The following is a 12702-nucleotide window of genomic DNA, read 5'->3' on the forward strand; positions in this document are numbered from 1 at the left end:
CGCTGAATCACGACCTCACGCCGCCGCGGCACGCGAGGCCATAAACACCTCGGTCGGCATCGGTCGCTGCAGCCGCCAGGTGATCGCCATCGGCCGGTCGCCCTCGTGGGAGACGTAGTGGACCGGCCCGAGGAACACATACGGGGCGGTGCCGAGGGCGTTGGTCTTGGTTTCCCGAACGAACAGCAGAATGTGTGAGCCGCGTTCGCGGTGGTGGATATAGCGCTGCCCGGTCGGCGAAGCCGCCGAGGTGGTCGATTGCGATTCCCAATGGAAAAGCTCTGCGCTGAGCGCGAAGTCACGGTACATCGTCGTCGGCGAGTAGTCGGTTTCGGTCTTTTTCAGCGTGACCAGAAACGCGTCGGTGTTGATCGCGTCGCACCACAGCACACCTTCCCGAAAGGTGCTCGGTCGCCGCCGCGATGCCACACCAAGGGCGGCGAGGATTTCTTCTCGGGAGTAGCTGGCGTGCACCGCCAGTGGCACATCGCTGAGTGCCGGGATCAACTCACCCAGCGGTTGGGTGCTGCGCCGCGCCGCGTCGAAGGCGATGTCGATCACCTGGCGCATCTCGTCGAGCACCGGTTCATCGCCGATCGCGGCCAGCGCGTCTGCGGCGCTGGTGAATTCGCCACCGTCGGGAAACAGCGAATAAAACAGCATCTCGGCCAGCCGTTGCTCGGTCGGGCTCTGAGCCGACATCTCACCATTGAAGATGGCCCGATAGCCGGTGTGACGCTGCCGATCATCGACGTGGGCGAGCGCGCGGACCCGGTTGACCAGTTCACGTTCACGCGGCCCAGGCTGGACGGGCAGCTTGCCGGCGTCGCGGCACAGCGTGGTCCATGAGCGACCCGAGCGCAGCACATCCTCCAAGCCGCGACCAGAGGCGTCGAGATAGGAGGCGAGGTCATTATTGGGATGATCCCGGATCTCCGAGACCAACGCCGCCCAGCGCGGCTGGACTTGCTGGCGGACGTTTTCTAGCACCAGATCCCGCGCTATCGGGTCGAGCACAATCTGGCTACCCGAGGGCAGGAAGGGAAAACCCTGCTGCAGCTGGTGGACCAAAGCCGTGCGGCTAAGCCCCGTCAACGCACGGAAACGCTGATCGAACCGGAACTCGCGGCGTTGATTCCCAACGAAATCCATGGCGGTCAGCACGGTTTTGCCCGGTGTCAACCGCAGGCCGCGGCCGAGTTGTTGGAGGAACACGGTGGCGCTTTCGGTCGGGCGCAAAAACAGCACCGTGTCCACCTCGGGGATGTCCAGGCCTTCATTGAACAGGTCGACGGCGAACACGATGTTGATTTCCCTGTTGCGCAACGCGGTCAGCGCCGACTGGCGTTCGCTGCCCGGAGTTTCGGCGGAGATCGCACGCGCCGGAACACCCGCGGCGACAAACCGATCCGCCATGTAGCGGGCATGCTCGATGCTCACACAAAAACCCAGGGCACGCATCGCCGCCACATCAGCCACCTTGTCGCGCAGCTCCTTGAGCACGATGCGGGTACGCGCGTCATTGCCGGTATACAGACTGCTCAGCGCAGCCACGTCGTATCCACCACGTTTCCACTGCAATCCGCCCAAATCGACCCCGTCGTGAATACCGAAATAGTGAAACGGGCACAACAGGTTTTGTTCCAGCGCCTCCCACAGCCGCAGCTCCGCGGCAACCCGACCGCCGAAGAACTCCCGCACGTCGACGCCGTCACCGCGCTCCGGTGTTGCGGTCAGCCCCAGCAGTTCGATGGGTTGCACATGGTTGAGCAGCCGCCGATAGGTGGCGGCCTCGGCGTGGTGGAACTCGTCGATCACCACCACGTCGAAGTGGCTGGGGTCGATGGTGGCGAGCCGTTGGGCCGATAGCGATTGGATGCTGGCGAACACGTGGCGCCACCGGGTCGGCCGGTCCCCGCCGACCAGCAGTTCGCCGAAAGCCGGATCGGTCAACACCTCCTGATACAGCCGTCGCGCCTGGGTGAGGATCTCCTTGCGGTGAGCCACGAACAGCAACGTCAAGTCGCGGCCGTGCACCTCGCGGACCAGCCGCCGATAGTCCAGCGCCGCGATGACGGTCTTGCCTGTGCCGGTGGCTGCCACGATCAGGTTGCGGTGCCGATCATGCAGCACGCGTTCCGCGTCGAGCTCTTCGAGCATCTCGGCCTGAAATGCCTTGGGCTGCACCTCCAGCCCCGATAGTGTGACCGTGAGCCGGTCACGCTGTCGCCCGCCTGCGGCAATGTCGAGCGCCGCACGCAGCCGCTCCCCGTCAGCCGACGGTTGGTAGGGCTCGAATTCGCGGTTTTCCCAATAGGACTCGAATGTCGCCCGGAACTTCTCCAGCAAATGTGGAGTCGAAACCGCCGAGAGCCGCACGTTCCACTCCAGCCCGTCCACCAACGCCGCATGCGACAGGTTGCTCGACCCCACATAGGCGGTGTGAAAACCGGTGTTGCGCCGCAACAACCACGCCTTGGCGTGCAAGCGGGTGCGCTCGATTTCGTAGTTGACCCGCACCTGCGCGCCGAACTCCTGCACCAACGCGTCGAGTGCGCGGGCGTCGGTGGCCCCCAGATAGGTCGTGGTGATGACCCGCAGCGGCACCGCACGCACCCGCAGCTCGCGCAGTTCGTCTTCCAGCAGCCGCAGGCCCTGCCACTTCACGAAGGCGCACAACAAATCCACCTGATCGGCGCTGACCAGTTCAGCGCGCAGCTCGGCAGCCAGCGTGGGCTCGTTGTGCGCCGCGGTCAATAGCGCCGTATCTGATAACGGTGTCGCAGGCCGGGGTAACCGGGCCGCACCCAGCCGGTGGGCGGCCTGGATCTGCTCGAGACGCTCAATGGTGCCGGGCTCGCGTTGATACAGCCCCTCAGCCATCGCGTCGGGGTCAGGGAGCGCGGCCAACACTCGGCGCACCAGCTCGGTGCGGGCCTGCGGCGTCGCCGCGACGCGCAGCGCGCGTACAATCACCGGCATCAAGTGCCTGGCAATCGTCAACGGCTGCTCGCCCTCATCAACCGGGCCGATCTCGGGGTGCAGGTCAGGACGCGCGGCCAGCGCCTGGTGCAGCCGCTCAGTCAGCAGTGACTCGTAGAGACCTTCCTGCACGCCGGCAGGCTAACGGATAGGTAAGACAAGGGGAGCCGAAATGGGACGATAACGCTTTCGGCGAAGCCGCAGCCGTCGGTGAACAGCTCTACAGCCAACCGAAGGGCGATCACGGCTGCTTTGGCTGCCGAGAGCGCCGCTAGCCTGACAGCGCGCCACGACCGTCGGGCTCGAAATCACCCGTTCCTCCGAAGGACCGCTTACGTCTTCGGCGTTGATACTCCCCCACCAGGCGGATTAGCGGTCGGACTTTGTGCCGGCTTCGGTCGACGACCCCCGGTTCGGGGACGACGGCCCCCTCCTCGGGGTTGGGGATTCAGGGGGCCATTAGCGGCGGGAGCCGATTCGGCACGTTCGGCCGCATCACGACGCGGCAAGTTACCCACGCCGCCGCCGCCCTTGGGCGGCTGCCGCAGTCAATTTCATGTGTTATGGCCTTCCGGACTCGCGTGGCTTCGCCGAGGGCCTAGGTCTGCCCGCCGCGTACCCCTTCGCTGGGCGCAAGGGCGGCACATTCGTCGGCGACGGCGCCCTGGGAACTAAATGGTCAGGATTCGTAACGTGGATAACGCGGCACTTGCGCTTCTCCTTGATCCCCCCGAGGCTAAAGACGTTGCTTGCCCCGTCCACCAGATCGCCGGTCGGCACGACGAGTAGATGGAAGTCGGGCTTCCACTGCGCGATTCCGACGCAACGCAGCAGCGCCGCTCGCACCAGTTCCGGGCGGTGATTCCAGCACTGCAGCAAGAGCCCATCGCCCTGCAGGAGCAGCGCCCCATCGTCAGCGACAGAGGCGATGACCGGGATTATCGGCCCCGGTCTTCGCACCGACAATTTGTATTGAATCCAGTGCACCCAATGGCCGGCCCCATAGGTGTGGCACCGGTTGTCGGTGCCGGAGAGGTTCCACCAAATTGCGGACATGAAGACTCCCGACAGATCGGGCCCCCGCAGGAGGCGCTCTTGCCGGCACCGGTTGGCGTCGGCCGCTTCGTCATCCGAGCCACCCACGAGCGTGGGGTTGGCGCGCCGTCCAGTCGGAGCTTGGCGACGGCGTCTCATGAAGCCAATTCAGGTTAGCGCACCGCTCCGACAACGTGCTCCGGGTTCACACTCGCCGCCATCGGCTTCGTCACCTACCGCCCGTGGCGCCCTGGCCGCAGCGGCCGTTGAAAAATGCGGACAGCGTCAACGCCCGCCGTCGGCGGTGTTTCGGGTGTGCTGTCCCGTCGGGTTCAGCACCCCCGCGGTGGCCGACGCCCAGGGCGAACAAGGGTATTTCGATTTTCCGCCTGAGGATTTCGGCTCCCAGCGCCGCAATGCTGGCTGGCCATTCAGCGGCGCAGTCAAGTGCGACCTCGAGGTCCGCTCAGCCCGTAGAGATCCGAACCGTGTGCCCTCAGCGAGCCGGTCGAACTCCTCTAATCACGCCGGCGCGCCGCGCCATGCGATACAGCGTGGCCGCGAGCACACAGTCATCAACGTTTCACACGCTGGTGTCAACGACGATCACGAGCGGCCGCGACGATTCTCCGCCAAAGCGCCGTCCCAGTGCACCGTGCCCCGTAGGTCGAGTACGCCGATCTGGCGATGCCGGGCGACAAGTTCGCGCAGCGCACGATTCACCGTGTCGCGCTTCGTCCGGGTGCCGACCAGGCGCTGGGCCTCCCGTAGGACGTCGTCGATGTCGATATTGGTCCGCGCACCGGTGATATCGCCTGTGATAGCGAGTTGGGAGCCGGCCCTTACTCCCGCGCGGTGGCTGGTGTGACCGATGTGGCTGCTGTGGGCTCGGGTCGTGCCGCGAGATCACCGCTGCCGCGCGTGGTTACCACGATGAGCTCACCGGATTGAACGATGGCGGCACGGACGACACGGCTGTGCCCCACCTCGTGGTGGAGGTGGCGGAGAGCGACAACATCAGGTCGCCGCCGGCGCGCAGGATCGACTCCGGAAGAAACGTCTGATCGGTAGGCTTGCCGTCGACGCTGAGCGGTTAGGAGAGTATGAACACTGTAGGCGATATGGCGCGCGAGGAAATACTGCTCGACGGTCTTGTTGATTTGGTAAGTCTCAGTGCGGTCAATTGGAAAGTGAGACAACAGCTTCCGTTGGCCTCCCTTTCAGAAATACAGAACGAAACTCTGGAAGTAGTGCGTTTTTTAATCGAGGAGGGGCTGTTCGAACTCGGCAGACGCTCAGGCGAAGACGACCGCTTTGTGGCCTGGGACGAGCCGCCCGATGTGTCGATGCAAAGGGTTCACGACGCCTATGTCACCCACCACGATGATCAACTGAGATGGGCCCACCGCTTCTGGCTTAAGCTGACGCCCAAAGGTGAACAGCTTGCGCTATCAACAGTAAACGGCAGGCATGTCGCGCAGGCCGTTGAAGAACAATTGAGGGAAATAAGGGCATTCAGCGATGGCGGTCGCGACTGATGCTGGATCGGTGCGATGGCTGCCGGTGCTCACCGATAACAAATGCGAGCGCCCGCCGATCTTTAAGTGGGACATCCCCGATCCAGTGCAACCGGGGACAGGCTCGGTGACGGCACTTGACCAGTGACTAGCGCGAGCGAGGAGTGTGCGGCCGAGCAGCGTCGGCTAGCGGATGCCTCATCGGTGGTCAACGTGGTGGCCCGCCACGTCGATGGGCTGGTTCAGCTTCGCCCTGAGCAGTTGCCGGGCTGGCCAAAAGACTTGGGCGTACCGCCGGGTTGAGCGATTGCTCTGGTGGAGGGCGGTAACGTTGCCCCGTCGCGGATCACGGTCAATGGCCCGCACTCCGATGGCCGCTGGGATGGCTGTGAAACGATCACCGTATTCGGGTTCACCGGCGAACCGCCGGAGGACGCCGTGACCCGGGTGACGACGAACGGGTTCACCTCGCCGAGGCACGCGCCGAGGGCCTCACGACGCACCCCCGGGCTCGGGGTGCAGGCGGCGCAGCGCCGCGCGGAAACCGGGATTGGGATTCGCACCGGGCAGCGCGTCTAGCACGTCGCGCAAAGCCCTGTCGATATCGATACGCCGCTTCCGCGCTCCGTAGAGCGCGGCCACGGTCGGCGTCCGCGTGTAGGCGTGAACGCCGTGGACAAACACCGTGCGGTCCTCGGCGCGCAGGTGCTCGATCGCCCGTACCGTGTCGAGCAGTACGAAGTCGAGGTTGGCGTTCTCGCCCTCCTGGTCGATCAGGCGAACGTCAAGCTGTATAGCGCCGGCGGGCAAGTGCCCGTCGGGGACCCGGCACAGCGATACGACCGCATCGATGGCCTCGGACAACTTCAGCAACCCTGCGATACCACCGATCCACACGTGCTCGTCGTGGGGGTGCCGAACTGGTTTGCGGGTTTCCGGAAAACCGCCATACGCCGACTCGAAAGCGTCAGACCCACCGTGATCAATGATCTGTTCAGCGAGTTGCACGAGGCCACGGCACCTCATGTTGGGCCAGCCCTGCAGCACTAACCGCCAGCGCGCCGGCACCGCCGAGGCGCCGTAGGCCGCCCCCAGCAGCCCACCCGCGATCGCGGCCACCGTGTCGGTGTCCCCGCCGCCGCGCACCGCGGCCTCAAGCGCCAGCCGCAGATGATCGACACCGAAGACTCCCGACGCCGGATCCTCCGCCGGGACAGGCGTCTTGACGATCGCCGACCAGGCGCCCTGCAGCGCGGCGACGACCCACCCATTGTTGGCCGCGAACGCCGCAGGCTCTAATTTCTCGGCCTCGTCCAGTCGCGCCGCCCATAGCTGGCGGCGTTCAGTGTCCAAGTGGGTCAATCCGATCCGCGCATCGAGCGTGCCGGTCAGGACGGCGTGGCGGATGGCGGAGCACCACAGCACGCAGGCGTCGCCGGCGTCGGGGTCAAAATGCGTCAGTTCACTGATTGTGCGGGCCGCCTCGATGAGTGCGACCTCGTCGTCGAGGTAGCCCAGCGCCACTGGCGCTGTGCGCATCAGCGACCCATTGCCTGCGGTTCGGCCGCTGCGTTCGTGTAGTGCTTTTGCCTCCTCACGAGCGGTTCGTGCCGAAATCCCGCGTCGCCCGGCGGCGGAAAGTACCGAACTGGTCTGCACACCAATGTCTTTAGCGGTTTGCGCCCATTCATGCCAGCGTTCGACCACATAATCCAGCGCTGCGTCGTTACGTAGATCCGCCCCGGTGGCGGCGCTCTCGGCGATCGCTATAGCCATCGACGTGTCATCGGTCCACTCGCCGGGCTCGAAGGACCCCAGTCCGCCGCCGATCATCTCGACCGGCTCATCGGGTCCAGGCGGTCGCGCGAATTCGTAGCCTGCGCCCAAAGCATCGCCGGCGGCGGTGCCGAGCAGGGCACCACAGGCCCGATCACGTTGCGCGGTCGTTAATTCCATCTCTTACCCATCCCTCGGGCTGTCGATCGAAATGAGATAGCCAAATTGCGGTTCGCCGACGTCGCCACCGGGTATCGCGCAGGGCATTTCAGCTTCCACCGGGCACGAGCCCCCACCACTGACCAAAGCCGGCCCGGGTCGTGATGCCACAGCGCCAGTTCCAGGTTATTACTTTCGGTTTCGATACACCCATCCTCATGAACAGCCACGGCCTTCACGCCGATGTCGGCCCGCTTCGCCATCCAAGCCACCCACGAGCGTGGGGTTGGCCAACCAGATCGCCGATGTCGGTCCAATCGTACAAGCGTCGATCACTTCACTCTGACACATTCGAAGTGGCCGCGGTCGGTGTTCGTCGGCCGGCCGATAGACGCTGCAGCCGACCGGGTGACGTACACCGACTTGCCCCATCGATAACGGGCAGATCCGGTGATACATCAATGCCAATGCCCTCACCACGCCGCCGCAATAACCACCAGCGACACACGGCCTGTGGTACGAGATGACGGCGCCCCCGAGCCCCGCCCACGCGCCCCGCCGTTCGGTGCGCGCTCACCTGACCGGCACACTCCCTTACGAGGTTGGCGGCCCCGACGCCCGAGCTCTCAGCGCACGCACGATTTGTCGGTAGCCGTTGCACGTGCTGGCCACCGGACTCCACCAGCTGGGCGGCCAATGCGAGAAGATCAGCGGCGAACTGACCGCGGCTGCCGCTCCCCCGAGATCGCTGCCTCGTCGTGGCAGTGCAACGCCGCGGCGGTGTACGTCGCGCCGCGGCGGCGGGTAAAGACCTGGGTGCGATCGCCGGCCGGGTGGGCAGCCGAAGCGCTGGCAACCACACAGCCGACACTGCGACGAGGCGGTTCTGTACTACTGCCTCATCGATCTCGAAGAGGGCCGGGGCACCCCGGGAATGATTGCCGTGACGGCGCTGACGAGACCGAGCGAGCTGCGACGCGGCCGGTGTCTCGGACCACTCACCGCCGCTGATCAACCCAGCGGCAGTCGGGTAGCGGTAAGGACAATCAATCGCAGCGGAACAGTTAGTAGTGGTATCGCGCCTTGAGCACTTTGACTTCCTTGTCGTCTGCCCGGTACACCAGCCGGTGTTGGTCATCGATGCGGCGCGACCAGTATCCGGACAGTTCTCCTTTCAGCGGTTCGGGTTTGCCGATCCCGGTGAACGGATCCTGTTGGATCTCGGCGATGAGGCGGACGATGCGGCGGGCGGTTTTACGGTCGGAGGCCAGCCAGAACAGGAAGTCCTCCCAAGCGTCCGGGTCGAAGCAGATGCTTCTCACTGCTGGCCGCCGGCCATCTCCCTCAGCTCGTTTATCGATGTGCTGTGTACCGGGTGTCCGGATTTGTCGCGGGCGACGGCTTCCATCAACCGCCGGGCGTTTTCTGGTGAGCGCAACAGATACACCGTCTCTTGCCACGAGTCGTAGTCGTCGGCCGACATCAGCACCGCGTCACCGGCCCGGGAGGTGATGCGCACGGGCTCGTGATCGGTGTTGACTTGCTCCAGCAGAGGAAACAGGCGTTGGCGGGCTTCACTTGCGCTGATGCTCACGTCGGACACTCCATAATGTTGTACGATGATTCTGTACTGCAGTGGTACGAATCAATTGTACAGATGTGTTCCAGACGGCTGCAACCGCGTACGACAGATACGAGACAGGTCAGCCGGCTACCCACGGCATGCTGAAAGCCCCTGTCGCACAGGTGTACTGCACCGGGTGCCGCGCTGGTATCTCGAATTGCCCTAAGCCCCCGTCCGCTGCCCTGCCACAAACAAATTCCCCGGCACTTAGTTCCCTGGCCTGCCGTTCAGCGTTCTTCGTGACGGGCGCGCTTGTTGGCCCATGGGAAGAAACGCGCCACCGCCGCGGCGATCACGCACTGATACGACGAGCCGCCGACCCGCGCCAGCACATCGAGGGCCTTGGCCTCCCAGCCGATCACCACGCGGGCGCGGCCCTTGCCGACGCCCTCGACGATCGTCTGCGCCGCCATCTCCGGCGAATGCATTGCCAGATACGTGTCGGAGAACTCCGCAACGCAACCAGCATGTGCTGGCGCAGCGCCTCTGTGAAGCCCCGCACCGCGAACTTCGCCGCGTGGTACGCGCTCTGGCCCCGCACCGCGATCAGCCCGAACAGGCGCGAGATGTTGACGATGTGCCCGTCACCCGACGCGATCACATGCGGCAGAAACGCTTTGGTGCCGTTGACCACGCCCCAAAAGTCAACGTCCATGATCCGCTCGATGTCCTTGAACTCCGACTTCTCGACCTCGCCGTGGTACGCGAGCCCGGCGTTGTTGTACACCTGATGAACCTGGCCGAAGTGCGCGACGACGTCGTCGGCGTACGCCAACACCGCCGCCCGCGCGGCGACGTTGAGCCGGCCCGACTTCACCTGCGCGCCCAGCATCTACAAGTTCAGACCGGCCGCCGTGACAATGATGTCTGCCTCGAGCTCCCGCCCCAACTTCAGCAAAATTCCTGCGTCCGTTACCTCACCGAACCGGGATTGCATCAGCCAGATCGCCGGCCTGCTCGGCTACACCGAGCAGAGCGCGCTCAACCGTTCGTGTCGACGCTGGTTCGCAAAGACACTGCGGGGGTGCCGGGCGAGCGGGCTGAGCGACGTGTCTACCCGGGTGCCTCGAGACATGACACACGCAAGCTTTCCCATGGCGCGAGCAACCATGAACGCGGGCAAGGTTTTTCACTGGAAGACGGCACGACGACGTTCGGGAAAAGTGCGCGCCGCCGTCAGCCGGTCCAGATCCGAAGCGGTGTGCAGGTGGCGAGGCGGTCAAAGTCCTCGTCGGCGTGCAACAGTGGGGCACCGGTGCGCACGCAGGGAGCGGCGATCAAACAGTCGAGAGTCTTACGGACGGTGACGCCGGCGCGCCGCGCCGCGCGATACAGCGTGGCCGCGAGGACGAAATCATCAAGATTCTGCAGGCGAAGGATCGGGAAAGCGCGCAGATGCCGCTCCACCAGCGCCGCCTCCCGATCCGACCGCAGCCCTTGCAGGATTTCGGTGAGGACGATGTCGGTGAGCGCGATAGGTTCTCCGGATTCAATAAGCTCGACACAACGCTGGGCCTGCGGTGTGGGGGTGTCGTTCAGGACGTCGATCCACACACTCGTGTCAACGACGATCACGAGCGGCCGCGACGACTCTCGGCCAGGTTGCCCTCCCAGTGCACCTTCCCGCGCAGATCGAGAATGCCGATCTGGCGATGCCGGGCGACGAGTTCACGCAGCGCCAGGTTCACCGTGTCGCGCTTCGTCCGGGTGCCGACCAGGCGCTGCGCTTCGCGCAAGGCGTCGTCGTCGATGTCGATGTTCGTCCGCATACACATTAACTTACACCATGTTGTGTGTACCTTCCGGTCGCCGAGACCTGCGTGATGTCGTATGTGATAGCGAGTTGGGAGCCGGCCCTTACTCCCGCGCGGTGGCTGGTGTGACCGATGTGGCTGATGTGGGCTCGGGTCGCCGCGAGATCACCGGTGCCGTGCGTGGTTACCACGATGAGCTCACCGGATTGAACGATGGCGGCGCGGACGACACGGCTGTGCCCCACCCCGTGGCGGGGTGGCGGAGAGCGACAACATCAGGTCGCCGCCGGCGCGCAGGATCGACTCCGGAAGAAACGTCTGATCGATAGGCTTGCCGTCGACGCTGAGCCCATTGATGTACGTCAGACCGTTCGACGCGCCCGGCGCGAAGACCCTGATGGATGTCCCTGCGGGAAGCGCGATTTCGGTGCGATCGAACGCGGTGTGCCGTCGAACCCCAGATAGCGGCCGTCGGCGTCGTGAAACGTGTTGGGATGCAACAGCGAATGCAACAGCGCGGTGTAGAACGTCTTCACCTGGTCGCCACGGGCACCCGCCCCGACTGCGCGACAGCGCGGCGTGCCACGCGCTCGATGCGGCGGCGCGCACCGCGTCGAAACCCGCACCACCCTCGGCGGCCAGGTTGGCTCGCGCCCCCTCCACACTCACGGAAGACAACGCGGTACGCACCTCGAGCACCGAGCCGGGCGCAAACTCCACCCATCCCTTACTGCACACCCGCCACGCGCGTGGGCGTTTCGAGCCGCACCGGCAGGAGGCTAGACCTTGATGATCGTGAGACCGGCCGCGCCGTCGAGGGCGGCAAAGTCGTCGTCCCGGGTGATGACCGGCAGCGCCCGTGACGCAGCGACGGCGGCGATCCACAGATCGTTGATCCGGACTCGCCTGCCAGTTTCGGCCAGGTGGATGCGCAGCCGCGCCCACATCCGCGCCGCTTCATCGTCGACGGGCAGTGTTTCCATGTCGGCAACAAGCTGCAGGGTCGCGAGCCGTTGCGCTCGAATATCAGTCGTGCCGGCGGCCAGCACGCCGGCGGTGAGTTCGGCGAGGGTGACCACAGTCGTGGCCACCTCGGCGGGGATCAATCGCTCCTCGAGTTGACGACCCGTTTCGGTGGCAATGAACACCGACGTGTCGAGCACCCCCGCTGCGGGCGTCTCGCTCATCGGAGAGGGCCAAGATCGTCGGTGGTGTCACCGGCCAGCGCCGCGAGGTCGTCGCGCAAACCCGGATCGGCTTGTGCACGAGGTAATCGCTGCAGGAACTCGGTTTTGGTCAACCAGCGCCGCCCCGATGGCCGAGCCGCGCTGAGCACTGCGACGGGCCGGCCCTTGACAGTGATGGTGATGTCTTCGCCGGCTTGGACGCGGCGCAGCACTCCTGCCGTATCGTTGCGCAGGTCCCGGGACGCCACCTCCGTCATGCTACAAGTGTAGCACTTGCGTAGCATTCGCTGGCGCCCTCGCTCCCCCGCCACGTCCGATCACTCTCCAGCGCTTCACCGGCCAATCGCGGTCAGCACACTTCGCCGCGAACCGGCAGGGCACTCACGTCGCACCCGCCGCCCGAGGCCACGATGCCAGGTCGCCCCACTCGTCGGGCTCTTCAGCCGGATGCTCGTCATCGGTGGCGTAGCCGGCGTCGAACTCGGCGGAGCGGTGCCGAGCCAGCAATACCGCAAGGGCTTCGTCAATGAGGGCGGCGTCGGTGCTTCCCGCCCGCACGTGCCGCGCACTGCTGAGGAGTTCAGCGTCCACAGTCGTGCTCAGCCGTATGCGATTCATGCCATCGACGGTGGCCCAGCCACACGGGGTGACCCGCTGATCCGGCGGAA

11 protein-coding genes, 4 pseudogenes and 1 riboswitch are annotated in these 12702 nt (G+C 65.1%); of the genes and pseudogenes, 3 read left to right on the forward strand and 12 right to left on the reverse strand.

The window, feature by feature from the left end; all coding sequences use genetic code 11:
- Positions 1 to 15: 15 nt before the first annotated feature.
- Both G6N08_RS02870 and G6N08_RS02875 read right to left on the reverse strand, forming a co-directional pair.
- Positions 16 to 3114 carry a DEAD/DEAH box helicase gene (locus tag G6N08_RS02870; RefSeq protein WP_163754073.1) on the reverse strand — a complete coding sequence of 1033 codons (3099 nt, stop codon included), beginning with the start codon at positions 3112 to 3114 and terminating at the stop codon, positions 16 to 18.
- A 954-nt stretch (positions 3115 to 4068) separates the two neighbouring features.
- A riboswitch (SAM riboswitch) is annotated at positions 4069 to 4180 on the reverse strand.
- Positions 4181 to 4623: 443 nt separating this feature from the next.
- Positions 4624 to 4890: a type II toxin-antitoxin system VapB family antitoxin gene (locus G6N08_RS02875; protein ID WP_308494705.1), complete on the reverse strand. Its 267-nt coding sequence runs from the start codon at positions 4888 to 4890 to the stop codon at positions 4624 to 4626.
- Positions 4891 to 5138: 248 nt separating this feature from the next.
- Between G6N08_RS02875 and G6N08_RS02880 the strand changes: the two genes are divergently transcribed.
- The gene (locus G6N08_RS02880; RefSeq protein WP_163754076.1) at positions 5139 to 5555 is read left to right on the forward strand and encodes a hypothetical protein; all 417 of its coding nucleotides are present in this window, start codon (positions 5139 to 5141) and stop codon (positions 5553 to 5555) included.
- Between the two features lie 123 nt (positions 5556 to 5678).
- Positions 5679 to 5837 carry a hypothetical protein gene (locus G6N08_RS02885; RefSeq protein ID WP_163754079.1) on the forward strand — a complete coding sequence of 53 codons (159 nt, stop codon included), beginning with the start codon at positions 5679 to 5681 and terminating at the stop codon, positions 5835 to 5837.
- Between the two features lie 189 nt (positions 5838 to 6026).
- Here G6N08_RS02885 and G6N08_RS02890 read toward each other — a convergent pair whose 3' ends face one another.
- The 4 genes and pseudogenes from G6N08_RS02890 to G6N08_RS02905 all read right to left on the reverse strand — a co-directional run.
- Entirely contained in the window at positions 6027 to 7490 is a 1464-nt protein-coding gene (locus G6N08_RS02890) for an ADP-ribosylglycohydrolase family protein (protein ID WP_163754081.1), read from the reverse strand.
- Positions 7491 to 8533: 1043 nt separating this feature from the next.
- Positions 8534 to 8791 carry a Txe/YoeB family addiction module toxin gene (locus G6N08_RS02895; RefSeq protein ID WP_163754084.1) on the reverse strand — a complete coding sequence of 86 codons (258 nt, stop codon included), beginning with the start codon at positions 8789 to 8791 and terminating at the stop codon, positions 8534 to 8536.
- On the reverse strand, positions 8788 to 9063 hold the full coding sequence (locus tag G6N08_RS02900; RefSeq protein WP_048892820.1) for a type II toxin-antitoxin system Phd/YefM family antitoxin: 276 nt from the start codon (positions 9061 to 9063) through the stop codon (positions 8788 to 8790). The genes G6N08_RS02895 and G6N08_RS02900 overlap by 4 nt, the downstream gene beginning before the upstream one ends.
- A 257-nt stretch (positions 9064 to 9320) precedes the next feature.
- A pseudogene (locus G6N08_RS02905) lies at positions 9321 to 9922 on the reverse strand (SDR family NAD(P)-dependent oxidoreductase); the annotation flags it as partial.
- 78 nt (positions 9923 to 10000) lie between these two features.
- Here G6N08_RS02905 and G6N08_RS20480 point away from each other — a divergent pair.
- A pseudogene (locus tag G6N08_RS20480) lies at positions 10001 to 10133 on the forward strand (AraC family transcriptional regulator); the annotation flags it as partial.
- 136 nt (positions 10134 to 10269) lie between these two features.
- On the opposite strand, the gene vapC reads toward G6N08_RS20480, so the two are convergent.
- The 6 genes and pseudogenes from vapC to G6N08_RS02940 all read right to left on the reverse strand — a co-directional run.
- The gene (gene vapC, locus G6N08_RS02915; RefSeq protein WP_163754089.1) at positions 10270 to 10668 is read right to left on the reverse strand and encodes a type II toxin-antitoxin system VapC family toxin; all 399 of its coding nucleotides are present in this window, start codon (positions 10666 to 10668) and stop codon (positions 10270 to 10272) included.
- Entirely contained in the window at positions 10665 to 10862 is a 198-nt protein-coding gene (locus G6N08_RS02920; protein WP_163754092.1) for a type II toxin-antitoxin system VapB family antitoxin, read from the reverse strand. The genes vapC and G6N08_RS02920 overlap by 4 nt, the downstream gene beginning before the upstream one ends.
- Before the next feature lie 413 nt (positions 10863 to 11275).
- Positions 11276 to 11579, reverse strand: a pseudogene (locus G6N08_RS20485) (glycoside hydrolase domain-containing protein); the annotation flags it as partial.
- A gap of 47 nt (positions 11580 to 11626) precedes the next feature.
- Positions 11627 to 12034, reverse strand: a complete 408-nt coding sequence (locus G6N08_RS02930; protein ID WP_163754095.1) for a type II toxin-antitoxin system VapC family toxin — start codon at positions 12032 to 12034, stop codon at positions 11627 to 11629.
- Positions 12031 to 12291: a type II toxin-antitoxin system Phd/YefM family antitoxin gene (locus tag G6N08_RS02935; RefSeq protein ID WP_163754098.1), complete on the reverse strand. Its 261-nt coding sequence runs from the start codon at positions 12289 to 12291 to the stop codon at positions 12031 to 12033. Before G6N08_RS02935 ends, G6N08_RS02930 begins: the two co-directional genes overlap by 4 nt.
- A gap of 124 nt (positions 12292 to 12415) precedes the next feature.
- Positions 12416 to 12655 (reverse strand): annotated as a pseudogene (locus G6N08_RS02940) (type II toxin-antitoxin system antitoxin MazE5); the annotation flags it as partial.
- Between the last annotated feature and the right edge of the window lie 47 nt (positions 12656 to 12702).

It is taken from the genome of Mycobacterium botniense (assembly GCF_010723305.1).
In the GTDB taxonomy this organism is placed as follows: domain Bacteria; phylum Actinomycetota; class Actinomycetes; order Mycobacteriales; family Mycobacteriaceae; genus Mycobacterium; species Mycobacterium botniense.